General features: G+C 75.0%; 24 protein-coding genes. 16 read left to right on the top strand and 8 right to left on the bottom strand.

Going from position 1 to position 19,676, the window contains the following annotated elements; all coding sequences use genetic code 11:
- The 3 genes from ACFSBI_RS09470 to ACFSBI_RS09460 all read right to left on the bottom strand — a co-directional run bounded on the left by ACFSBI_RS09470 (position 1) and on the right by ACFSBI_RS09460 (position 1,058).
- A complete protein-coding gene (locus ACFSBI_RS09470; protein WP_377934320.1) occupies positions 1 to 90 on the bottom strand; it encodes a potassium-transporting ATPase subunit F in 90 nt (29 codons plus the stop codon).
- 173 nt (positions 91 to 263) lie between these two features.
- The gene (locus ACFSBI_RS09465) at positions 264 to 755 is read right to left on the bottom strand and encodes an FBP domain-containing protein (RefSeq protein WP_377934318.1); all 492 of its coding nucleotides are present in this window, start codon (positions 753 to 755) and stop codon (positions 264 to 266) included.
- 21 nt (positions 756 to 776) lie between these two features.
- A complete protein-coding gene (locus ACFSBI_RS09460; RefSeq protein ID WP_377934316.1) occupies positions 777 to 1,058 on the bottom strand; it encodes a GNAT family N-acetyltransferase in 282 nt (93 codons plus the stop codon).
- 50 nt (positions 1,059 to 1,108) lie between these two features.
- On the opposite strand from ACFSBI_RS09460, the gene ACFSBI_RS09455 reads away from it, so the two are divergent.
- The 3 genes from ACFSBI_RS09455 (at position 1,109) to ACFSBI_RS09445 (ending at position 5,336) form a co-directional block, all read left to right on the top strand.
- Positions 1,109 to 2,554, top strand: coding sequence for a phytoene desaturase family protein (locus ACFSBI_RS09455; protein ID WP_377934314.1), 1,446 nt, complete (start codon positions 1,109 to 1,111; stop codon positions 2,552 to 2,554).
- A 329-nt stretch (positions 2,555 to 2,883) separates the two neighbouring features.
- Positions 2,884 to 4,461 (top strand): HNH endonuclease signature motif containing protein, encoded by a 1,578-nt coding sequence (locus tag ACFSBI_RS09450; protein WP_377934312.1) that lies wholly within the window; start codon positions 2,884 to 2,886, stop codon positions 4,459 to 4,461.
- Between the two features lie 53 nt (positions 4,462 to 4,514).
- Positions 4,515 to 5,336 (top strand): SDR family oxidoreductase, encoded by an 822-nt coding sequence (locus tag ACFSBI_RS09445; RefSeq protein ID WP_377934310.1) that lies wholly within the window; start codon positions 4,515 to 4,517, stop codon positions 5,334 to 5,336.
- 15 nt (positions 5,337 to 5,351) lie between these two features.
- Here ACFSBI_RS09445 and ACFSBI_RS09440 read toward each other — a convergent pair whose 3' ends face one another.
- On the bottom strand, positions 5,352 to 6,158 hold the full coding sequence (locus tag ACFSBI_RS09440) for an NAD-dependent epimerase/dehydratase family protein (RefSeq protein WP_377934308.1): 807 nt from the start codon (positions 6,156 to 6,158) through the stop codon (positions 5,352 to 5,354).
- A gap of 9 nt (positions 6,159 to 6,167) precedes the next feature.
- Complete coding sequence (locus ACFSBI_RS09435; protein ID WP_377934306.1) at positions 6,168 to 7,289, bottom strand: capsular polysaccharide synthesis protein; 1,122 nt, start codon at positions 7,287 to 7,289, stop codon at positions 6,168 to 6,170.
- A gap of 36 nt (positions 7,290 to 7,325) precedes the next feature.
- On the opposite strand from ACFSBI_RS09435, the gene ACFSBI_RS09430 reads away from it, so the two are divergent.
- The 3 genes from ACFSBI_RS09430 to ACFSBI_RS09420 are packed head-to-tail and all read left to right on the top strand — an operon-like array spanning position 7,326 to position 9,961.
- Positions 7,326 to 8,060 carry a maleylpyruvate isomerase N-terminal domain-containing protein gene (locus tag ACFSBI_RS09430; RefSeq protein ID WP_377934304.1) on the top strand — a complete coding sequence of 245 codons (735 nt, stop codon included), beginning with the start codon at positions 7,326 to 7,328 and terminating at the stop codon, positions 8,058 to 8,060.
- 58 nt (positions 8,061 to 8,118) lie between these two features.
- The gene (locus ACFSBI_RS09425) at positions 8,119 to 8,955 is read left to right on the top strand and encodes a DUF3097 domain-containing protein (RefSeq protein WP_377934302.1); all 837 of its coding nucleotides are present in this window, start codon (positions 8,119 to 8,121) and stop codon (positions 8,953 to 8,955) included.
- Positions 8,956 to 8,971: 16 nt separating this feature from the next.
- Complete coding sequence (locus ACFSBI_RS09420; protein WP_377934300.1) at positions 8,972 to 9,961, top strand: prenyltransferase/squalene oxidase repeat-containing protein; 990 nt, start codon at positions 8,972 to 8,974, stop codon at positions 9,959 to 9,961.
- Here the strand turns inward: ACFSBI_RS09420 and ACFSBI_RS09415 are convergent.
- A complete protein-coding gene (locus ACFSBI_RS09415; RefSeq protein WP_377934299.1) occupies positions 9,904 to 10,398 on the bottom strand; it encodes a metallophosphoesterase family protein in 495 nt (164 codons plus the stop codon). The genes ACFSBI_RS09420 and ACFSBI_RS09415 overlap by 58 nt on opposite strands.
- Positions 10,399 to 10,428: 30 nt before the next feature.
- Here ACFSBI_RS09415 and ACFSBI_RS09410 point away from each other — a divergent pair, with 30 nt between their 5' ends.
- Complete coding sequence (locus ACFSBI_RS09410) at positions 10,429 to 11,100, top strand: HAD family hydrolase (RefSeq protein ID WP_377934297.1); 672 nt, start codon at positions 10,429 to 10,431, stop codon at positions 11,098 to 11,100.
- Positions 11,101 to 11,142: 42 nt separating this feature from the next.
- Positions 11,143 to 11,406: a DUF3072 domain-containing protein gene (locus ACFSBI_RS09405; protein WP_377934295.1), complete on the top strand. Its 264-nt coding sequence runs from the start codon at positions 11,143 to 11,145 to the stop codon at positions 11,404 to 11,406.
- Here ACFSBI_RS09405 and ACFSBI_RS09400 read toward each other — a convergent pair whose 3' ends face one another.
- Complete coding sequence (locus tag ACFSBI_RS09400) at positions 11,407 to 12,390, bottom strand: TIGR03557 family F420-dependent LLM class oxidoreductase (RefSeq protein ID WP_377934294.1); 984 nt, start codon at positions 12,388 to 12,390, stop codon at positions 11,407 to 11,409.
- A 141-nt stretch (positions 12,391 to 12,531) separates the two neighbouring features.
- Here ACFSBI_RS09400 and ACFSBI_RS09395 point away from each other — a divergent pair, with 141 nt between their 5' ends.
- From ACFSBI_RS09395 to ACFSBI_RS09385, 3 genes are all read left to right on the top strand, one after another.
- A complete protein-coding gene (locus ACFSBI_RS09395; RefSeq protein WP_377934292.1) occupies positions 12,532 to 13,149 on the top strand; it encodes a hypothetical protein in 618 nt (205 codons plus the stop codon).
- A gap of 97 nt (positions 13,150 to 13,246) precedes the next feature.
- Positions 13,247 to 14,158 (top strand): oxygenase MpaB family protein, encoded by a 912-nt coding sequence (locus ACFSBI_RS09390; protein WP_377934290.1) that lies wholly within the window; start codon positions 13,247 to 13,249, stop codon positions 14,156 to 14,158.
- 44 nt (positions 14,159 to 14,202) lie between these two features.
- Positions 14,203 to 14,643, top strand: coding sequence for an OsmC family peroxiredoxin (locus ACFSBI_RS09385; protein WP_377934288.1), 441 nt, complete (start codon positions 14,203 to 14,205; stop codon positions 14,641 to 14,643).
- A gap of 36 nt (positions 14,644 to 14,679) precedes the next feature.
- Here ACFSBI_RS09385 and ACFSBI_RS09380 read toward each other — a convergent pair whose 3' ends face one another.
- Positions 14,680 to 15,696 carry a magnesium and cobalt transport protein CorA gene (locus ACFSBI_RS09380; protein ID WP_377934286.1) on the bottom strand — a complete coding sequence of 339 codons (1,017 nt, stop codon included), beginning with the start codon at positions 15,694 to 15,696 and terminating at the stop codon, positions 14,680 to 14,682.
- A gap of 34 nt (positions 15,697 to 15,730) precedes the next feature.
- Here ACFSBI_RS09380 and ACFSBI_RS09375 point away from each other — a divergent pair, with 34 nt between their 5' ends.
- From ACFSBI_RS09375 to ACFSBI_RS09355, 5 genes are all read left to right on the top strand, one after another.
- On the top strand, positions 15,731 to 16,810 hold the full coding sequence (locus ACFSBI_RS09375) for a type III polyketide synthase (RefSeq protein WP_377934284.1): 1,080 nt from the start codon (positions 15,731 to 15,733) through the stop codon (positions 16,808 to 16,810).
- Positions 16,810 to 17,361, top strand: coding sequence for an isoprenylcysteine carboxyl methyltransferase family protein (locus tag ACFSBI_RS09370; protein ID WP_377934451.1), 552 nt, complete (start codon positions 16,810 to 16,812; stop codon positions 17,359 to 17,361). The genes ACFSBI_RS09375 and ACFSBI_RS09370 overlap by 1 nt, the downstream gene beginning before the upstream one ends.
- An 11-nt stretch (positions 17,362 to 17,372) precedes the next feature.
- Entirely contained in the window at positions 17,373 to 17,858 is a 486-nt protein-coding gene (locus tag ACFSBI_RS09365; RefSeq protein ID WP_377934282.1) for a GNAT family N-acetyltransferase, read from the top strand.
- Between the two features lie 50 nt (positions 17,859 to 17,908).
- A complete protein-coding gene (locus tag ACFSBI_RS09360; RefSeq protein WP_377934280.1) occupies positions 17,909 to 19,159 on the top strand; it encodes a DNA polymerase IV in 1,251 nt (416 codons plus the stop codon).
- The coding region (locus ACFSBI_RS09355; RefSeq protein ID WP_377934278.1) for a hypothetical protein at positions 19,149 to 19,676 on the top strand (528 nt) is incomplete at its 3' end. The genes ACFSBI_RS09360 and ACFSBI_RS09355, both read left to right, overlap by 11 nt.

Here is a 19,676-nt window from a genome sequence, read left to right as displayed (position 1 = left end):
TCAGAACCGCTCCGGGTGCACGAGCGCCACGACGCAGTAGGCGGTCGCGGCGACGGCGAGCACCGCGGCCACGACGGCGAAGGCGGTCATCGCCTCGCCGCCCAGCGGGCGGTGGCGGAGGTCAGCGCGGCGAGCACGAGCACGCCGGCGATGCAGAGGACGTCGAGCACGTCCCGATCCGACCGCGGCGGCGCGCGCCCGGGCCGGGTCTTTACGCGTTCGCTACGGCAGGCGGCCCGATCCGTACGCGCCGCACACGGCGGTCAGTGCGTGAGGACGCTCGTCGCGAAGGAGTCGAGGCGCTCGCGGAGGCCGTCGATGCGGCGCTGCACGATCTCCTCCGGGGGCAGCTGCATCGGCGCCGCGGGCGGGGCGACGCGGATCGCGGCCGAGCAGCCGAGGTCGGCGCAGATGTACGTGCCGACGGTGTCGCCCTTGCGGCCCGCGTCGCCGGGACGCGCCGCGCTGAACAGCGCGACCTGGCTCGCCGGCTGCGGGGTGTGGCACAGGGAGCACATGCCGCCGATGCCGGGCCGCGTCCGCTGCTCCGCGGCGCGCAGCACGAACGAGATCGGATGGTCCCCGCGCCAGACGGTGAGGTACGCGCGCTGCGGCGCCTTGGCGTCGTGCCAGCCGAGGTACTCGCGCTCGGTCCACAGCACCTCGTGCAGCCCGGGCATCGGGACCCGCTTCGCGTCGCCCGCGGTGGTGTTGACGAAGGAGTCGCGGATCTGTTCCTCGGTGACCGGCTGCATCGGTCAGCGAGCCTAGGCGCGTCAGGAGGAGGGGCGCGCGTACTCCGGGTGCTTCTCGAGGAAGTGCGCGACCATCGGGCACTGCCCGACCGGCGTGAGCCCCGTGCCCCGCGTGTCGTCGAGCGCGGCGCGGATCAGCGACGTGCCGTAGCCGTTGCCCTCCTGGTCCTTGTCGATCAGGGTGTGCGTGAAGGTCCGCTCGCCGTCGCCGTCCGTGTAGCGGGCCTCGCCGATGGGGCGGCCCTCGAGCAGGGCGACGTAGCGGGAGCCGTCGGCGTCGTGCTCGGTCGTGATCTCAGCCATGCGGGCCATCCTTGCCCCGGGGTGCCGGGAGGCGGCGGGGAGGAGCGGTCATGAGCGAACCGGACGTCGTCGTGGTCGGAGCCGGGGTGAACGGGCTCGCCGCCGCGGTCACGCTCGCGCGCTCGGGGCTCGACGTGGTGGTGATCGAGGGCGCGGACGAGGTCGGGGGAGCGGCGCGGACGGCGGAGGCGACCCTGCCCGGCTTCCGGCACGACCTCGGCTCGGCGGTGCACCCGATGGCGGTGGCGTCGCCCTTCTTCCGCCGCTTCGGCCTCGCGGAGCGCATCAGGATGCTGACCCCGGAGCTCTCCTACGCCCACCCCTTCGAGGACGGCTCCTCGGCGCTCGCCTGGCGCGACCTGGCCCGCACCGCCGCCGGCCTCGGCGCCGACGGGCCGACCTGGCGACGGCTGCTCGGCCCGCTCGCGGCGCGCGCCGACCGCGTCGCCCGCTTCACGGGCGGACCCGTGCTGCGCGTGCCGCCCGACCCGGCCGCGGCGCTGCGGTTCGGGCTCGCCGTCCTCGACCAGGGCGGCCCCGCCTGGGACGGCCGCTGGCGCACCCGCGACGCCGCCGCCCTCATCACCGGGGTGATGGCGCACACGATCCGCCCCATGCCGTCGCTCTCGACCGCCGCCGCGGGCCTGGCGCTCGCGGTGCAGGCGCACGCCCGGGGGTGGCCGATCCCCGAGGGCGGCACGTCGACGATCCCGGACGCGCTCGTCGCGGACCTGCTCGCGCACGGCGGCCGCATCGAGACCGGGCGCGAGGTCGTCGACGTGCGCGACCTGCCCGCGTCCGCAGCGATCGTGCTCGACACGAGCGTCCCCACCCTGCTGCGGACCGCCCGGCACCGCATCCATCCGGCCGTGCGGGCGTGGCTGCGCACGTTCCGGTTCGGCGACGGCATCGGCAAGGTCGACTTCGCGCTCGACGCGCCCGTGCCGTGGCGGGACCCCGCGCTGCACGAGGCGGTCACCCTGCACCTCGGCGGCACCCGGGACGAGGTGGCGCTCGCGGAGCGGCAGGTCGCGCGCGGCCGGGTGCCCGAGCGCCCGTACGCGCTCGCGGCGCAGCCGACCGTGCTCGACCCGACGCGGGCGCCCGCCGGCAAGCACGTCCTCTGGGCGTACACGCACCTTCCGGGCGGCTCGACGCTCGACCCGACGGCGCTCGTCACCGCGGCCGTGGAGCGCTTCGCCCCCGGCTTCCGCGACGTGGTGCTCGCGTCGAGCGCCCGGAGCGCGGAGGACGTCGGGCGCTGGGACCCGAACCTCGGCGGCGGCGACATCGCGGCCGGCGCGGTGGGCCTCCGCCAGCTGATCGCCCGCCCGCTGCCCGGTCCGGACCCGTACCGGGTGGGCCACCGTCTGTACCTCTGCTCGGCCGCGGCGGCTCCGGGCCCCGGCGTGCACGGTCAGGGCGGCTACCTGGCCGCGCGCTCGCTCCTGCGCCACGAGCACGGCGTCCGCACGCCGCCCTCCCTCCGCCCCTGACGCCGCGCCGCTCGGCCGGCGGCCCCCACCGCCGATCGAGCCCCGAGCACGACCGACGCCTCCACGCCTCCACCGCCGGTCGAGCCCGAGCGCGACCGACGCCTCGACGCCTCCACGCCTCCACCGCCGGTCGAGGTGCGACGAAGGAGCCTCGAGACCACACCCGCCCGCGAAGGCGATCGGCCTCCTGCACATGGGGACGAGCTGTGCACAAGTGTTCGAAGAGGTGTCGCCGGGCCTCGGGGGCTGTGTCCTGACAGGCCGGGGTCGGTGTCGGCGCCCTTCGATACTGTGTTCGCATGTTGCAGCGGATGTGCGCGGAGGATCTCGTGGAAATCGTGCCGCTGCGCCTGCCGCGGCAGGGCGAGCGGGTGCTCGCGGAACGCCGACGCCGGCTGACGTTCGGCCCGCACTTCCTCGACTGGATGCTCGAGACGGTGCTGGTGCGGCCGCGGGAGGCAGCGGGGGAGGGCGTGCACGACACCCTCGCCGCGCTGCGGGACGAGTCGCGGCGGGTCTGGGTGCTGGAGCAGCTGTACGCGCAGCGGATCGACCCGGCATCCGTGCAGGTGCGCATCGGGCTGACCGACGAGTGCGACGTCGACCCCGACGAGTGGCAGCGGCTGCCGATCGCGCCGGAGTCGGCGCCCGAGCCGGATCCGGTGCTCGCGGCGCTGGAGGTGGTGACGGATCTGCAGCAGCAGCTGCAGCGCGACGAGTCCCGCCGCGTCGTCGCCGCGCTCGCCGCGTGGCGCACCGCGCTCGCGGAGGAGGGCGAGCCGACCGCGGCGAACACGCCCTACCAGCGCGGCTTCTTCACCGACCTCGCACTCCGGCTGCGGGTCGCGTCGACGACGGCGAGGACGCTCGTGCACACGGGTTCCGACCTCGAGGCGGCGCTGCCGCGGGTGTGGGGCCTGTTCGTGCACGGCGGTACGACCTGGCGGGTCATGCAGACCGTGCACGCCGAGCTCGACGGCCTCGACCCCTCCCTGCACGCCGAGTTCGACGAGCAGGCGCTCGCGAAGATCCTCCACGTCGCTCCGACGGGCCTGCCGGACGCGCTGCGGCGCCTCCGGGAGCGGCTGCAGGCCTCGACCGCGGACGACCGCCACGAGAGGGCCGCAGCACGGCGGCACGTCCGGCTCGACCCGGCGGCGGACGGGATGGCCTGGCTGCACGCGTACCTGCCCGCTGCCGACGCGATCGCCCTCGACCATCAGCTGTCCCGTGCCGCCGTGCACGCCGCCGGCCGCGAGGGCGAGAGCCGCGGGGTCGGGCAGCTGCGCGCCGACGCGCTGGTCGACGGCCTCCGCCAGGCGCTCCGCCGCCCGCGGAAGGCCGCCGGGGCGCTCGTGCCCGGGCGGCGCGGGGTCGAGCCGCAGGTCCTCGTCACGATCCCGGCGATGACCGCCCTCGGCCACTCGACGGCACCGGCCCTCCTCGAGGGCTACGGCGTCATCGGTACGGGCACCGCGCTCCGCCTGGCCGCGGACGCGAAGTCGTGGGTGCGGGTGCTGACCGATCCGTTCACCGGCGCCGCCCTCGCGCTCGGCCGCGCTCGGTACCGCCCCTCGAAGGACCTCCGGCTCTGGCTGCGGATGGCGGACGGCGCCACGCGGGGGCCGACCGCGCCGAGGTCGCCCGGGGAGGCCGAGGTCGACCACGTCGTCCCGTTCCATCAGGACGGGGCCGGTGGCAGGACCGACCCGGACAACCTCGTGCTCCTGACGCGGCGGGAGCACCGGGACAAGACCGAGGGTGCGGGCGACTACCGCCTGCTCGCCGACCGCACCGGGCTCTGGCGCACCGCGACCGGCACCACCATCGTGACGCGACCGGTGGAACCTCCCGACCCCACGCCGGTGCCGCCCCACCTCGTCGACCCGGACGACTGCCCCTTCTGATCGTCGGCGGGTGCTCGGGCCGCGTTCAGGAGGCGTGGCGGAACCTGTCGGTCATGAGCAAGGTGTGGTTCATCACGGGGACGTCCCGCGGCTTCGGCCGCGAGTGGGCGATCGCCGCCCTCGAGCGCGGCGACCGGGTCGCCGGGACGGCGCGGGACACGGACACGATGTCCGACCTGGTCGAGCGCTTCGGCGACGCGGTGCTGCCGCTGCGCCTCGACGTGACCGACAAGCAGGCGGTGGGCGACGCGGTGCGGCAGGCCGTCGAGCGGTTCGGGCGCATCGACGTCGCGATCAACAACGCGGGCTACGGCCAGTTCGGCATGGTCGAGGAGATCAGCGAGCAGGAGCTGCGCGACCAGCTGGAGACCAACCTGTTCGGCGCGCTGTGGGTGACCCAGGCGGTCCTCCCCGGCATGCGCGAGCAGGGCTCCGGCCACATCATCCAGGTCTCCTCCATCGGCGGCATCAGCGCCTTCCCCAACGTCGGCGCCTACCACGCCTCCAAGTGGGCGCTCGAGGGCATGTCGCAGTCGCTCGCGCAGGAGGTCGCGGACTTCGGGATCCACGTGACGCTGATCGAGCCCGGCGGCTTCTCCACCGACTGGGCCGGACCCTCCGCCAAGCACGCGGACGCGATCCCGGCGTACGACGAGTTCAAGAAGAAGGCGGAGGAGCAGCGCTCCAGCCGCAACGGCACGCCCGGCGACCCGGAGGCGACCCGGGGCCCGATCCTCGAGATCGTCGACGCGGACGAGCCGCCCCTGCGGGTCTTCTTCGGCAGCGGGCCGCTCGGCATCGCCGAGCGGGACTACGAGTCGCGCCTCACCACCTGGCGGCGCTGGCAGCCGGTGTCGGAGCGCGCGCAGGGCTGACGGGCGACCACGGCATCACCCCATGGGCTCGCCGAGCGGCGTGTCCGTGAAGGTCCCGCCGAGCGGCGCGGAGCCGACCGGCGGGATGTCGTCGGGGGAGGCGAGCCCGAGGTCGGCCGCGAGGCGCTCGACGTGGTCCTCCGCGTCGTCCTCCGGCTCGTAGCCGATCGCGCGGCCGGGCTCGAGCGAGACCGTGCGCCGGCCGTTGCGGGAGACGCCCCACACCACCGAGTTGCCGACGGGCGCGTCGAACGAGGCCTGCACGAGCCGGGCCATGTCGCCGGGCGACAGCCACGTGCTGCGAGACCTGGCGTCGTGGGGACGGGGTCCGAACGTCATGATGCGCGCGCTGACGATCCGCATCCCGAACCGGTCGGCGTACAGGTCGCCGAGCGACTCCGCCACGACCTTCGAGAAGCCGTAGTACGTGTCGGGCCGCGCCCGCGGCATCCCCTCGCCGGCCTCGTCGGAGGGGACGAACCCGGCGGCGTGGACCGAGCTCGCGAGCACGGTGACCGGCACCCGGGCGTCGCGGGCGGCGTCGAGCGCGACCCGCGCCGACTCGACGTTCACCTCGACGATGTCCCGCCACGACCGCTCCGACGCGAAGCTCGCGAGGTGCAGCAGCAGGTCCGCGCCCTCCGCCGCCTGCCGCATCGCCCCGTCGTCGACGGCGGAGGCGAGCACCACCTCGTCCTCGGGGGTCGCCGCGGCGGGTCGCTGCAGGTCGAGCAGCCGCAGTGCGTGCCCCCGCTCCCGCAGCAGGGGTGCGATCGCGGTGCCGATGCTCCCGGCCGCGCCCGTGATGAGGATCCTCGCCATGCCGCGAGGCTAGGGGCGGGCTGGGACGTCCCCCAGCGGTTCCGCCACGAGGCGCGCGATGCCCGTGGCGGGGTCGTCCCGCAGCTCGGGCGCGTTGTACTTCCGCCAGCTGAGCTTGTTCACCGGGTGCGCGTGCCGCACGGCCGCCCACTCCTCGTCGGAGAGCGCCCGCCCGAGCGCGCGGTGCAGCTCGAACATCTCGCGCGGGTGCAGGTGCAGTCCCGCGTCCCACTCGGCGCGGTAGCGCGGGTCGGTCCAGTAGAGCATCTCGACGACGTCGTGGAACTGGAAGTAGTTGGTCCAGCCCCGGCCCGACAGGAACCAGGCGTCCATCGCCGCCCGCAGCAGCTGCAGGCGGTAGGACGCGGCGGTCGCCCAGATGAACCAGTTGCCCGTCCGGGAGCCCGCGTAGGTGAATAGGAAGAGGTCCTCCGCGCGGACGGGCTCGGACCACTCCGCGAACCCGGCGTTCAGCAGGCAGCTCGAGTCGATCCAGAGCCCGCCGTAGCGGGAGAGCAGGTGCAGGCGGATCATGTCCGCGCCGTGCGCCGGGATGTCGACCGCCGCCGTGATCCGCGTGTCGATCTCCACCCAGTCGGGCAGGGCGGCCGCGGACAGCTCGACCAGCTCGAGCCCCGGCGGCAGGTGCCGGCGCATCGCGTCGACGCAGTGCTCCACCACGTCGGGGCGCTCCGGGGTGTCCCAGTACACGAACGCGTACCGCGGCGCGACGTCGTCCAGCCGCTGCTCCGCGACCGCCCGCAGCTCGTCGGCGTGCTCGGCGAGGAACTCGCCGACCTGGTCCCGCTCGCGCGGCCGCGTGGTCGCGACCGCGAAGGCCGCCGCCGAGTCGTACGCGGTCGAGGGGAACAGGTGGTCGCCAGCCAGGGCGAGCGCGTCGCGCAGCGCTGGCTGCTTCAGCCGCTCGTGGGCGGAGGCCGCGGTCAGCCAGGTCTCGCGGTCGCCGCCCCGGCGCAGGGCCTTCGCGAGCTGCCGGGCGGCGGCCTTCCAGCGGCGCTCGCGGTAGGCGGCGATCCCGAGCTGCTTCGGCGAGGGCGGCGGGGGCGGAGGCGGCTGGCCGATCCGGGCGAGCCGGCGCCGCACGCGCCCGGCGAGGGCGACGGGACTCATGGCGGGCAGAGCCTAGGCCTGCTCTACGGTCGAGCGATGACGGAGGACGGGGACGGGCGCATCGCGCTCGTCGAGCGCCTGGCGGACGCGATCGCGGACGAGGTCGCACGGCTCGATCCGACGGCGTCGATCGGCTGGGACGTGCTCCCGGACGTGCGGGCGATGGTGCTGCACGTCGGCGGCGTGCAGCGCTGGGTGACGACCGTCCTCCGCAGCGGACGCGGGACGCGCATGCCGGAGCCCGGCGAGGTCGACGACCTCGCCGACTGGTACCGGGACGGCGCGGAGGCGCTGCTCGCGGCGCTCCGCGAGGTGCCCGCGGACACCCCCTGCTGGGTGCTCGGCGGACCCGACCGCACCGCGGCCTTCTGGCGCCGGCGCATGGTGCTCGAGCTCGGCAAGCACCTCGCCGACCTGCGAGCGGCGGGCGGCGCGCCCTGGCGGACGGTGCCGGAGCTGCGCGCCGACGACTGCGCGGACGGGGTCGACGAGCTGCTCGAGGTGTTCGTCCCGCGGGCTCGGACCGCGCTGCCGGCGCTGCCCGGGGCGGTGGAGCTGGTCGCGGACGACCTCCCGCGCCGCTGGCGGATCGGCGCGGACTGGTCCACCGGGGGCGGCGAGGACCCCGCGGCCCGGGTGCACGCCTCGGCGGCCGAGCTGCTGCTCCTGCTGTGGGAGCGGGCCGACCCCTTCGACGCCGCGCGCTTCCGCCTCGAGGGCGACCGCGCCGCGGTGGCCGCGCTGGCCGCCGCCCGCGTCCACGGCTGGTGACCGCCGACACGCGCCCCGGTCGGCGGTCGCGGGCGCGGCGCGACGTACCGTCCCCGGTGTGAGCTGGGATCGCTACGGGACGGACGTGCTGTCGGACGGCGGCTGGAAGAAGAAGGCGCCGCCGCCGAAGGTCGTCGAGGCGCACCGCGGCGTCGTCGTCGAGGAGGTCGCGAGCGGCTTCGTCGGGGCGGTCGTCGGCGTCGAGGGCCGGATGGTCAAGCTGGAGGACCGCCGCGGCAAGGTGCGCGTGTTCCCGATCGGGCCCGGCTTCCACATCGACGGGCAGGCAGTCGCGCTCCGCGTGCCGAGGGCGACACCGAAGCAGACCGGGCCGCTGCGCAGCGCCTCGGGGTCCTTCGCGGTCGAGGGCGCGAAGGCGCGGGTCGCCCGGGCCAGCCGCATCTTCGTGGAGGGCCGTCACGACGCCGACCTCATCGAGAAGGTGTGGGGTCACGACCTGCGGATCGAGGGCGTCGCGGTCGAGTACCTGCAGGGCGTCGACCACCTGGACGAGGTGCTGCAGGTCTTCCGGCCCGGGCCGGAGCGCCGCGTCGGCGTGCTGGTCGACCACCTGGTCGCGGGCAGCAAGGAGAGCCGCATCGCGGACGCCGCGGTGAAGCCCTACCGGGGCGACGTTCTGGTCGTCGGGCACCCGTACATCGACATCTGGCAGGCGGTGAAGCCCGACCGGCTCGGCATGAAGGCCTGGCCGGTGATCCCGCGCGGCACCGAGTGGAAGCACGGCGTCTGCGAGGCGCTCGGCTGGCCGCACGAGGACCAGGCCGACATCGCGCGCGCCTGGCAGCGGATCCTGTCCAGGGTCGACCACTACCAGCACCTCGAGCCGCAGCTGCTCGGCCGCGTCGAGCAGCTGATCGACTTCGTGACCGCCTGAGCGCTACCGTCGCGCGATGGACGGCGTGACGCGCTGGCTGCTGGCGGGCGACCCGGCGATCCGCTGGCAGGTGCTGGCCGACCTCGTCGACGCGGAGCCCGCCGAGGTCGCCGCTGAGCGTGCCCGCGTGTCGACCGAGGGCTGGGGCGCGCGCCTGCTCGCGGAGCAGGCCGACGACGGCCTGTGGGACGGCGGGGTGTACCGGCCGGGGTGGGTCGACGAGCGGCGGCCGTTCTTCGACGCGTGGACCTCGACGCACTTCTCGCTCGAGACCCTCCGCGACCTCGGCGCCGACCCGGGGGCACCGGAGGTGCGGCGGGCCGTCGAGCTGGTGCGCGACCGCGTGCTGTGGGACCACGGAGGGCGGCCCTACTTCGACGGTGAGACCGAACCCTGCATCAACGGCACGACGCTGGCGAGCGCGGCGTACTTCGGCACCGGCGGGGATGCGGTCGTCGAGACCCTGCTCGAGCGGCAGCTGTCGGACGGCGGGTGGAACTGCTGGGCCGAGGACGCGGACGCCGCCTCGTCGTTCCACTCCACGATCTGCGTCCTCGAGGGGCTGCTCGCCTGGGAGGAGGAGGGAGGCGTCTCGCCCGCGGCTCGCGCCGCCCGCCTGGCGGGGGAGGAGCACCTCCTCGAGCGGCACCTGCTCTTCCGCCGGTCGAGCGGGCTGCCGATCGATCCGCGCTTCTCCATGCCGGCGTTCCCGACCCGCTGGTACTACGACGTGCTCCGCGCGCTCGAGCACTTCCGCCGCGCGCGCCCCGAGAGGGACGAGCGGTGCGCCGAGGCGGTGGAGGTGCTGCGGGGCCGGCGTCGTCCGGACGGGCGGTGGGCGATGGAGCAGCACCGGATGGGTCCCGTGCTCCTCGACATGGAGGAGGAGGGAGCGCCGAGCCGGTGGATCACGCTGCGCGCGCTGCGGGTGCTGCGCTGGTGGGACGGTCAGACCGGCAGCAGCGCCCAGTCCGCGGCGCCGTCGTCGAGCGTCAGCACGCCGTAGGTGCACCGCGGCTGCTGCCGGCGGTCGGTGGGGGAGCCCGGGTTCAGCAGCCGAAGGCCCGCCGGCGTCGTCGTGTCCCACGGGATGTGGCTGTGCCCGAACACGAGCACGTCGGTGTCCGGGAAGGCCGCGTCCATCCGCCGCTCGCGGCCCGTCGCCGCTCCGGTCTCGTGCACCACGCCGAGCCGGACGCCGTCGAACGTCGCGCGGGCGACCTCGGGCAGCCGTGCGTGCAGCTCGGGGCCGTCGTTGTTGCCGGCGACGCCGATCAGCATCGGGCTGCGGGCCTCGAGCAGGTCGACCGTCGCCCCGTCCACCCAGTCGCCCGCGTGGACGACCCCGTCGGCGGCGTCGAGCTCGCGCAGCACCTCGTCGGGCAGGGCCTTCGCCCGCTTGGGCACGTGGGTGTCGGCGAGGACGAGGAGGCGGACCGGCACCCTCCCATCCTGCGCTGGTTGCATCGGGGGATGCCCGACCGCAGCTGCGACGCCGTCCTGCTCGACATCGACGGGACCCTCGTCGACACGAACTACCTCCACATCGACGCGTGGAGCCGCGCGCTCGAGGAGGTCGGCCGCCCGGCCGCGGCCTGGCGCATCCACCGCGCGATCGGGATGGACTCCGGGCGTCTGCTGCAGGACCTGCTGGGCGACGACGTCGATCGCCTCGGGGACGACGCGAAGGCGCGGCACGGCGAGCACTACGGGCGCGACCGCGACCGGATGCGCGCGTTCGACGGGGCGCAGGACCTGCTGCGGACGCTCGCGGAGCGCGGCTTCCAGGTCGTGCTCGCGACCTCCGCGCCGCAGGAGGAGTTCGACGCGCTGATGGACGTGCTGCAGCCCGGGGACACCGTGGCGACGGTGACCACCGCCCAGGACGTCGAGACGGCGAAGCCCGAGCCGGACGTCGTCCGGGTCGCGCTCGAGCGCGCGGGCGTGGACGCCGACCGCGCCGTCATGGTGGGGGACTCGGTGTGGGACGTCGAGTCCGCGAAGCGCGCCGGCGTCCGCTGCATCGGCGTGCGCTCGGGCGGCGTGTCGGCTGCGGAGCTGCGGCAGACGGGCGCGGTCGAGGTCTACGACGACGCGGGCGAGCTGCTGCGCCACCTGGACGACGGCCCGCTCTACGAGCGCTGACGCTCAGGGTGCGCTGTCGGACATGTGTTCTACGGTGAGCGCATGAGCGACGAGACGTCCGCGGACCGCGACCAGTACACCCCGCCTCAGGAGGCGGAGACCCTCGGCGGCCCCGAGAAGAGCACCACGGAGAAGGACCCGCACGACTGGGTCACGGGCGACGAGCCGGCGACCGGTGCGCAGAAGAGCTACCTCGACACCCTCGCCCGCCAGGCCGGGGAGGAGATCTCTGCCGACCTGACGAAGGCGGAGGCGTCGGAGCACATCGAGCGCCTGCAGGAGAAGACGGGTCGCAGCCCCAGCTGATCAGTCCTTCGGCGCGGCGGCGCGGAGCTTCTCGAGCAGGGGCTCCGCGACCTCGTCGAGGAAGCGCTGCTGCAGGACGTCGCCGACCTGCACGAGCGCGACGTCGGTGAAGCCCGCCTCCCAGATGGAGCGGACGCCCTCGACCAGCTCGTCGAGGTCCGGCCCGCACGGAATCGACTCCGCGACGTCCTCCTTGCGCACGAACTGCGAGGCGGCCGCGAAGCCCGCGGGGGTCGGCAGGTCGGCGTTGACGAACCAGCCGCCGCCGAACCAGCGGAACTGCTCGTGCGCGATGTCGATCGCCTGCTGCTTGTCCGGCGCCCAGCAGATCGGCACCTGACCGATCTTCCGCGAGGTCGGCTTCCCGCCACGGGCCGCGTCCCACTGCTGGAACAGCTCCGGCTCCGGGTCGGTGGCGATCAGGTGGTCGGCGAGCGGCGCGAACCGCTCGATGCCCTTGGCGCCCGAGACCGCGGTGCCGATCGGCACCCCGCCGTCCGGCGCGTCCCAGATGCGGGCCGAGTCGACCCGGAAGTACTCGCCGTCGTAGGTCGTCAGGTCGCCCGTGTGGAGCGCCTTGATGATCTCGACCGCCTCCACGAGCATGTCCTGCCGCTGGGTGACGGGCGGCCAGCCCTCCCCGACGACGTGCTCGTTCAGGTTCTCGCCGGCGCCGAGCCCGAGGGTGAACCGGCCGTCCGACAGGATCTGCAGCGTCGCCGCCTTCTGCGCGACGACCGCCGGGTGGTACCGCACGGTCGGGCAGGTGACGTAGGTCATCAGCTCGACCCGCTCGGTCGCGTGGGCGACGGCGCCGAGCATCGACCACGCGTAGCCCGCGTGGCCCTGCTCGGTCAGCCACGGGGAGTAGTGGTCGCTCGACACCTCGAAGTCGAAGCCGACCGCCTCGGCCTGGATGCCGTAGGAGACGATCTGCTTGGGGCCGCTCTGCTCCGTCATCAGCGTGTAGCCGAAGCGCGTCATGGACTGTCCTCTCGTCGTGGGGCCGCTCCGACGCTAGGCGTCGCTTCCCGTGCGCTCGCCCTCGGTCCGCTGTGCGTCCTCATGGGGGATCGAAAGGCGCCGCGGGGCCCCGTCGCGGGCGCGCTGCATACGGTCTCCGGCATGGGACTGCTGGACAGGCTGAAGCGCTACCTGACCGACGACGACACCCGCGGCGGGAGCGCTCAGGACGGCGGGGGCTACGGGTCCGCGCGGTACGGCCAGCGGTACGACGCGCCGGCGACCCGCGGTGCGGGCCGCGACGAGGACGAGGTGGCGGTCGAGCGCTACCGCTACCTGCTGCGCACCGCGCCGCCGGACGCGGTCGAGGAGGTGCACGCGGAGGCCTTCGCACGGCTGACGCCGCAGCAGCGCCGGGCGGTGTTCGACGACCTGTCGTCGCACGCCGCGGCGACGGACCGGCCCGCCTCGGACGACCCGCGGACCCTCGCGCGGAGCGCGACGCGGTCCGAGATGCGGCATCCGGGCTTCATGGAGCGATCGCTCGGCCCGCGCGGCGGCCCCGGCCTCGGCACGGTGATCGGCGGCTCCATGCTCGGCACGGTCGCCGGGGTGGTGATCGGGTCGGCGATCGCGGAGATGGTGCTGCCCGGCATCGGGGACACGACGACCGATCTCGCCGACGGCGCCCAGGACGTCGGCCAGGACGTCTCGGACGGCTTCGGGGACTTCGGCGACCTGGGCGGCGGCGGCCTCGGGGACTTCGGCGGCGACTTCTGACGTTCCGACTGCTCGAGGGCGCCCACGCCGACTGAGCCGGAGCCCGGAGGCCGGTGCTCCGCGCAGTCCCTCCGCCGTGGCGCCGGACAATGGGCCGGTGCTGGTCGACGACTTCCTGCGGCGCCGGGTGCTGCAGGTGCTGTCGGGGCAGCCGTCCGGCGTCCCGGAGCACGTGCGCGCGCTGTCCGAGGGCGACGACGCCGGCTGGTTCGCCGCGGACTCGGCGCCGTGGGCGGTGCACGAGGACATCGCGACCCTGGTGGCCGGTCCGCGCGCGCTGCTGATGCAGGCGCTGCACCCGGGCGCGATGGCGGGCGTGCACGACCACTCCCGGTACCGCGAGGACCCGCTCGGCCGGCTCGTCGGCACGATCCGCTGGATCACCACGACGACCTACGGCACCCGCGAGCAGGCGGAGCGGGCCTGCGGCTGGGTGCGGCACCTGCACGAGCACGTCCGCGGCACCTACACGGACTCCTCGGGCGCATCCGTCGCCTACGCCGCGCAGGACGCCGACCTCGTCTCCTGGGTGCACATCGCCTTCGCCGACTCGTTCCTCCGCGCCTTCCAGGCCTTCTCCGGCCGCGAGGTGCCGGGCGGGGCGGACGCCTACGTGCGCGACTGGGCGGTGGCGGGCGAGCTGATGGGCGTGCCCGACCCGCCCCGCAGCGTCGCGCAGCTCGAGCAGCGGCTCGAGGCGTTCCGCCCCGCGCTGGTCGCGGACGACCGCGTGCGGGACGCGGTCCGGTTCATCCGGCGGCCCCCGCTGCCGAACCCGGTGGCCCTCACCTACCCTCCGCTGTTCTGGGGCGCCGCCGAGACCCTGCCGGCCTGGGCGCGGCAGATGCTCGGCGTGCGACGGCCGGACCGGCTGCAGGTCGCCTCCACCCGCGCGGTGCTCGCCTCCACCCGACGTCTGCTCGGCCGGGCGGCGGCTCCGCAGCAGGCGGAGCTGCGCCTCGCGCGGCTGCGCGGGGCGTCCGGAATACCGGGAGCCTCCGCGCCGTAGGTTCCTGTCGGCCCGGTTCGGGCCCATGACCCATGAGGAGCACCATGCCCACGCGCACCGCTCGCACCGCCTGGGACGGCGGCCTGCAGGACGGCTCCGGCCAGGTCGAGCTCTCCAGCTCGAAGGTCGGCACCTACGACGTCTCGTTCCCGCGCCGCGCCGCCGAGGACGCCGGCGGCGTCACCAGCCCCGAGGAGCTGATCGCCGCCGCCCACAGCGCCTGCTACGCGATGCAGCTCTCCGCCAACATCGCCGAGGAGGGCGGCACGCCGCAGTCCCTCGAGGTGACCGCGGACGTCACGCTCGGCCCGGACGAGCAGGCCGGCGGGTTCAAGCTCACCGGCATCGTGCTGAAGGTGCGCGGGGACGTCGAGGGCCTCGACGCGGCCGGGTTCGAGCGCGCCGCGCAGGCCGCGAAGGCCGGCTGCCCGGTGAGCAAGGCGCTGACCGGCGTCGAGATCACCCTGGACGCGGCGCTCAGCTGATCAGCGGACCCGGGCGGTCGACGGCGACCGCCCGGGTCACAGCCAGTTGCGCCGCTTGAAGCTCACGTAGAGGACGACGCCGAGGGTCAGCATCACGAGCAGCGCGAGCGGGTAGCCGAACGGCAGCGCGAGCTCGGGCATGTACTTGAAGTTCATGCCCCAGATCGATGCGAGGGACGCCGGGAAGAACCCGATCGCGGCCCAGGAGGAGACCTTCTTCACCTGGTTGCCCTGCTCGTAGCTGTCGCGGGTCAGCCGCTCCATCTGGTCGTTCTGCCGCTGCGCGACCAGCGTCGCGTTCACCGTCAGCGCGTTCTGCAGGAGCACGCGGAACTCCTCGACCCGCTGCGCGATCGAGGTCACGTGGTCGAGCACGTCGCGGAGCGCGCGGCGCACCTCGAGCAGCGGCTCCCGGCCCTCGAGGTCGCTCCGCAGCTCCTCGATCAGCCCGACGAGCGGCGTGACGGCGCGCTGAAAGGTCACCACCTCGCCGATCAGCTCGTAGATACGCTGCGACACCGAGGCGTCGCCGCCGAACAGCTGGTCCTCGATCTCGTCGATGTCGTTCTCGAGGCCCTTCACGACCGACGCGTAGTCGTCGACGACGCGGTCGGCGACCGCGTACAGGACCGCGATCGGGCCGGCGGCGAGCAGCCGCGGCTCCGACTCGAGGCGCGTCCGCACCGCCTTCAGGTCCGGCGCCTCCCCGTGCCGGATCACGACGACGAAGTCGGTGCCGAGGAACAGGTCGATCTCGCCGAAGTCGACCCGCTCCTCGTCGTCCAGGTAGCGGGCGGGGCGGAGCACGACGAAGCGGTCGGCCCCGTAGCGCTCGATCTTCGGCCGCTGGTGGCCCTCCGTCGCGTCCTCGACAGCCAGGGGGTGCAGCCCGAACTCGTCCGCGACCGCCTGCAGCTCATCGCTCCCCGGGCGGTAGAGCCCGATCCAGCCGAAGCCGCGGCGCTCGCGCACCAGGTCGCACGTCTGCGCGAGGTCCTGGGGGTCCGGTGTGCGGCGGCCGTCCACGTACACCGCGTTGTCGATGATGGGCACGGCTGCGGACCCTAGTCCGGGTACCGTTCGCAGAATGTCCCGCATCGCCGCCGTCGGAACGGCGCTGCCGGACCACGTGTACCCGCAGGCCGCGATCGCGGAGACGATCGCGCCGCTCGTCACCGCCGATCCCGTCCGCCAGGCGCTGCTCCGCCGCCTCCACGCCGCGACCCGCGTGGACCGGCGGCACCTCGTCCTGCCCCTCGAGCAGTACCGCGACGCCGTCACGTTCGGCCAGACGAACGACCGCTTCGTCGCCGAGGCGACCCGGCTCGCCGCGGTCGCGATCGAGGACGCGCTGACGCGGGCGGCCGTCGCCGCCGCCGACGTCGACCTCGTCGTGTTCACCTCGGTCACCGGCGTCTCGGCGCCGAGCGTCGACGCGCTGCTCGTGCCCCTGGTCGGGCTGCGGGAGGACGTGAAGCGCATGCCGATGTTCGGGCTCGGCTGCGTCGCGGGCGCGAGCGGCATCGCCCGCGTGCACGACTACCTCGCCGGGCACCCGCACGAGGTCGCCCTGCTCGTCAGCGTCGAGCTGTGCTCGCTCACGGTGCAGCGCGACGACGACTCGATGGACAACCTCGTCGCGAGCGGCCTGTTCGGCGACGGCGCCGCCGCCGTGGTGCTGGTCGGGGACGCGCACCGGGCGCCGGGGCCGGCCGTCGTCGCGACGCGGAGCCGCCTCTACCCGGACTCCCGCGACGTGATCGGGTTCCGGCCGAGCGAGACGGGGTTCCGCGTGATCCTGTCCGCCGGGGTGGTACCCGTGATCGACGCGAACTTCGCGTCGGACGTGCGCGCGTTCCTCGCCGCGAACGGGCTCGACGTGCCGGAGGTCGCCGCGTGGGTCGCGCACCCCGGAGGTCCGAAGGTGCTCGACGCGTTCACGCGCGGTCTCGACCTGCCGGGCGACGCCCTCGACCGCAGCTGGGCCACGATGGCGGAGGTCGGCAACCTGTCGTCCTCGGGCGTGCTCCACGTGCTCGCCGCGGAGCTCGCCGCGGAGCACCGCGACGGCGACCACGGCCTGCTCTTCGCGCTCGGCCCCGGGGTCAGCGCCGAGCTGGTGCTGCTGCGCTGGGGCGCGGCGCTGCCGCAGCAGGCCGCCGCGTGATCGAGGCCGGCGCCCCCGGCTGGTGGCTCGCCTACGCGGCCTACGCCGCGCTGCTCGCGGGCACTGCGGCGGAGCGCGTCGTCGAGCTGGTCGTCTCCACGCGGAACGCGCGCTGGGCCTTCGCGCGCGGCGGCGTCGAGGCGGGTCAGGGGCACTTCCCGCCCATGGTGGCGCTGCACACGGGCCTCATCGTCGCGTGCGCGCTCGAGCCGCTGCTCGCCGGGCGCCCGTTCATCACGACCCTGTCCGTCCCGGCCGCGGTGCTCGCGCTCGCCTGCCAGGGGCTGCGCTGGTGGTGCATCGGCTCGCTCGGGCACCGCTGGAACACCCGGATCGTCGTCGTACCGGGCCTGCCGCTCGTCCGTCGCGGGCCCTACCGGTTCCTGCCGCACCCGAACTACGTCGTCGTCGCGGTCGAGGGCGTGGTGCTGCCGCTCGCCGGGACCGCGTGGCTCACCGCGCTCGTCTTCACCGTGCTGAACGCGGTGCTGCTGCTCGGCTTCCGCATCCCGGCGGAGGAGCGCGCGCTGCGGGCGGCGGCCGCTCGATGATCGCCTTCCGGGTGCGGACCACCGTGGAGCAGGACTGGCCGCGCGTGCGGGACCTGCGGCTCGAGATGCTGGCGGACACCCCGATCGCCTACCTCGAGACGCTCGAGGCGGCCCGCCGGCATCCCGAGTCGCACTGGCGGCGTCAGGCCCGCGGGCGCGCCTCGGGGGTCCGCCTGGTCGCCGAGGCTCCGGGCGGCGCGCTGCTCGGCACGATGGGCGGCGTCGTCACGGAGGGCGTCGCGACGCTGGTCGGGGTCTACGTGACCCCGCGCGCGCGCGGTCGGCGCGCCGGGGTGACGGACGCGCTGCTCGACGGGGTCGAGGAGTGGGCGGCCCGGCAGGGCGACCAGCTGCGGCTCGAGGTGAACGAGCGCAACCCGCGCGCGATCGCCGCCTACGCCTCGCGCGGCTTCGTGATGACCGGCCGGACCAGCCCCTACCCGCTGACCCCGCCCTCGCTCGAGCTCGAGATGGTGAAGGCCCTCCGGGTCGTCTGAGGCGCGCCGCACGGCGGGCGCCTGTCGGCGCGAGCCGCGAGAATGGGGGCGTGGTCAGCAAGGGCGGGCAGGGGGAGCGGCAGGTGTCCGCGGCTGACGTCGACAGCTCCCGCGCCACGGTGCTGCACGTCGACATGGACGCGTTCTTCGCCTCCGTCGAGCTGCTCGAGCACCCCGAGCTCGTGCACCGCCCCGTCGTGATCGGGCACGAGGGCGGGCGGGGCGTCGTCACGAGCGCCAACTACGCCGCCCGCCGGTTCGGGGTGCGCAGCGCCATGCCCGTCGCGCGAGCGCTCCGGCTGTGCCCGCAGGCCGTGGTCCTCAGGCCCCACTTCGCGAAGTACCGCGACGCGTCGGCGGAGGTCATGCGGATCTTCCGGGACGTCACGCCGCGGGTCGAGCCGCTGTCGATCGACGAGGCCTTCCTCGACGTCGCGGGATCGGTGCGGCTCTTCGGCCCGCCCGCCGTGATCGCGGCCGACCTGCGCGCCCGGGTGCGGAAGGAGACCGGGCTCACCTGCTCGGTCGGGGCCGGGGCGACGAAGTTCATCGCGAAGCTCGCCTCCACGCGCTCGAAGCCCGACGGGCTGCTCGTCGTGCCCCCGGAGGCGACCCTCGAGTTCCTGCACCCGCTGCCGATCGACGCGCTCTGGGGCGTCGGGCCCGCCACCCGCGACGCCCTGCAGCGCCGGGGCGTCCGAACCGTCCGCGACCTGGCCGAGACCCCGCCCGCCGTGCTGACGTCCTGGCTCGGTCCCGGCGCCGGTGCCAAGCTGCACGACCTCGCGTGGGGGCGGGACGCACGACGCGTGCACACGAGCCGCACCGAGAAGAGCATCGGGCACGAGAACACGTTCCACGAGGACGTCGCGGACTTGGGCGCGCTGCGGCGGGAGCTGCTCGACCAGGCGGACCGCGTCGCCGTGCGGCTGCGGCAGGGCGGCTACCGCGCCCGCACGATCGCGCTGAAGGTGCGCTTCGCGGACTTCACGACCATCACCCGGTCGCGCACGCTCGCCGAGCCGACCGACCTCGCGCGGCGCATCCACGAGGAGACGGTCCAGCTGCTGCAGGCCGCGGACCTGCGCGGCCGCGCGGTGCGGCTGCTCGGCACCCGCGGCGAGCAGCTGGTCGACGCCGACGGGGAGATGCCGGGGCTCTGGAGCGACGACGAGCAGTGGCGCGGCGCTGAGCAGGCCGCGGACCGGGCGGTCCTGCGATTCGGTCGGGGCGCCGTGCAGCCGGCTGCGCTGATCGCCCCGCGGCGCGCTCCCCGGGAGCGGCTCGGCGATGAGGGCTGAGCCGCAGCGACGGATCCTGGCCGACGTCCTGTCGCTCGGGCTGCTGCTCGACGCGCTGGTCGCCGTCCAGGTCGCCTCGCCGGCCGCCCAGCGCCTGCCGGCCGGCCCCGCGCGGTTCGACCTCGCCGCGGCGTGGCTCGCGGGGCTGCCGGGCGGGGCGGGCGGCGCGCCGTGGGCTCCGCTCGCGGCCGGACGGGTCCAGCTCGGCCTGCTGCTCCACGCCCTGCAGGCGCTCCAGGGCGGCACGGTGCTCGCCGCGGCGGCCACGGCGATGCTGCTGCTCGCCGCGGCCCAGGCCCTGCTCCTCTGGCTGCTGCTGCGCCGGCACGGCTGCGGACGGGTCGCCTCGGCGCTCGCGACCGCGGTGCTCGGGATCGCGCCGGCGGCCGTCGTGGCGCACACCGGCACGTCGACGGCCGCGGTCGCCGCCGTGTGGCTGCTCGTCGCCGCTCGTCGTGCTGCCGGCGCTCGAGCTGACCGCGCTCGTCGCGGGTGCGGTCGTCGCGGCAGCCGTCGC

Origin of the sequence: Amnibacterium endophyticum (assembly GCF_042680685.1) — a bacterium.
Classification (GTDB): Bacteria; Actinomycetota; Actinomycetes; order Actinomycetales; family Microbacteriaceae; genus Amnibacterium; species Amnibacterium endophyticum.
The sequence above is the reverse complement of the archived record's forward strand: the minus strand, read 5'-3'. Positions and strand labels throughout refer to the sequence as shown.

Bases quoted from the DNA above. Each gene is read 5' to 3' on its own strand.
- ACFSBI_RS09405 (WP_377934295.1), top strand. From the start codon at position 11,143: ATGAGCGACGAGACGTCCGCGGACCGCGACCAGTACACCCCGCCTCAG.
- ACFSBI_RS09460 (WP_377934316.1), bottom strand. From the start codon at position 1,058: ATGGCTGAGATCACGACCGAGCACGACGCCGACGGCTCCCGCTACGTC.
- ACFSBI_RS09430 (WP_377934304.1), top strand. From the start codon at position 7,326: ATGACGGAGGACGGGGACGGGCGCATCGCGCTCGTCGAGCGCCTGGCG.
- ACFSBI_RS09400 (WP_377934294.1), bottom strand. From the start codon at position 12,390: ATGACGCGCTTCGGCTACACGCTGATGACGGAGCAGAGCGGCCCCAAG.
- ACFSBI_RS09410 (WP_377934297.1), top strand. From the start codon at position 10,429: ATGCCCGACCGCAGCTGCGACGCCGTCCTGCTCGACATCGACGGGACC.
- ACFSBI_RS09445 (WP_377934310.1), top strand. From the start codon at position 4,515: ATGAGCAAGGTGTGGTTCATCACGGGGACGTCCCGCGGCTTCGGCCGC.
- ACFSBI_RS09420 (WP_377934300.1), top strand. From the start codon at position 8,972: ATGGACGGCGTGACGCGCTGGCTGCTGGCGGGCGACCCGGCGATCCGC.
- ACFSBI_RS09455 (WP_377934314.1), top strand. From the start codon at position 1,109: ATGAGCGAACCGGACGTCGTCGTGGTCGGAGCCGGGGTGAACGGGCTC.
- ACFSBI_RS09465 (WP_377934318.1), bottom strand. From the start codon at position 755: ATGCAGCCGGTCACCGAGGAACAGATCCGCGACTCCTTCGTCAACACC.
- ACFSBI_RS09470 (WP_377934320.1), bottom strand. From the start codon at position 90: ATGACCGCCTTCGCCGTCGTGGCCGCGGTGCTCGCCGTCGCCGCGACC.
- ACFSBI_RS09395 (WP_377934292.1), top strand. From the start codon at position 12,532: ATGGGACTGCTGGACAGGCTGAAGCGCTACCTGACCGACGACGACACC.
- ACFSBI_RS09440 (WP_377934308.1), bottom strand. From the start codon at position 6,158: ATGGCGAGGATCCTCATCACGGGCGCGGCCGGGAGCATCGGCACCGCG.
- ACFSBI_RS09385 (WP_377934288.1), top strand. From the start codon at position 14,203: ATGCCCACGCGCACCGCTCGCACCGCCTGGGACGGCGGCCTGCAGGAC.
- ACFSBI_RS09435 (WP_377934306.1), bottom strand. From the start codon at position 7,289: ATGAGTCCCGTCGCCCTCGCCGGGCGCGTGCGGCGCCGGCTCGCCCGG.
- ACFSBI_RS09375 (WP_377934284.1), top strand. From the start codon at position 15,731: ATGTCCCGCATCGCCGCCGTCGGAACGGCGCTGCCGGACCACGTGTAC.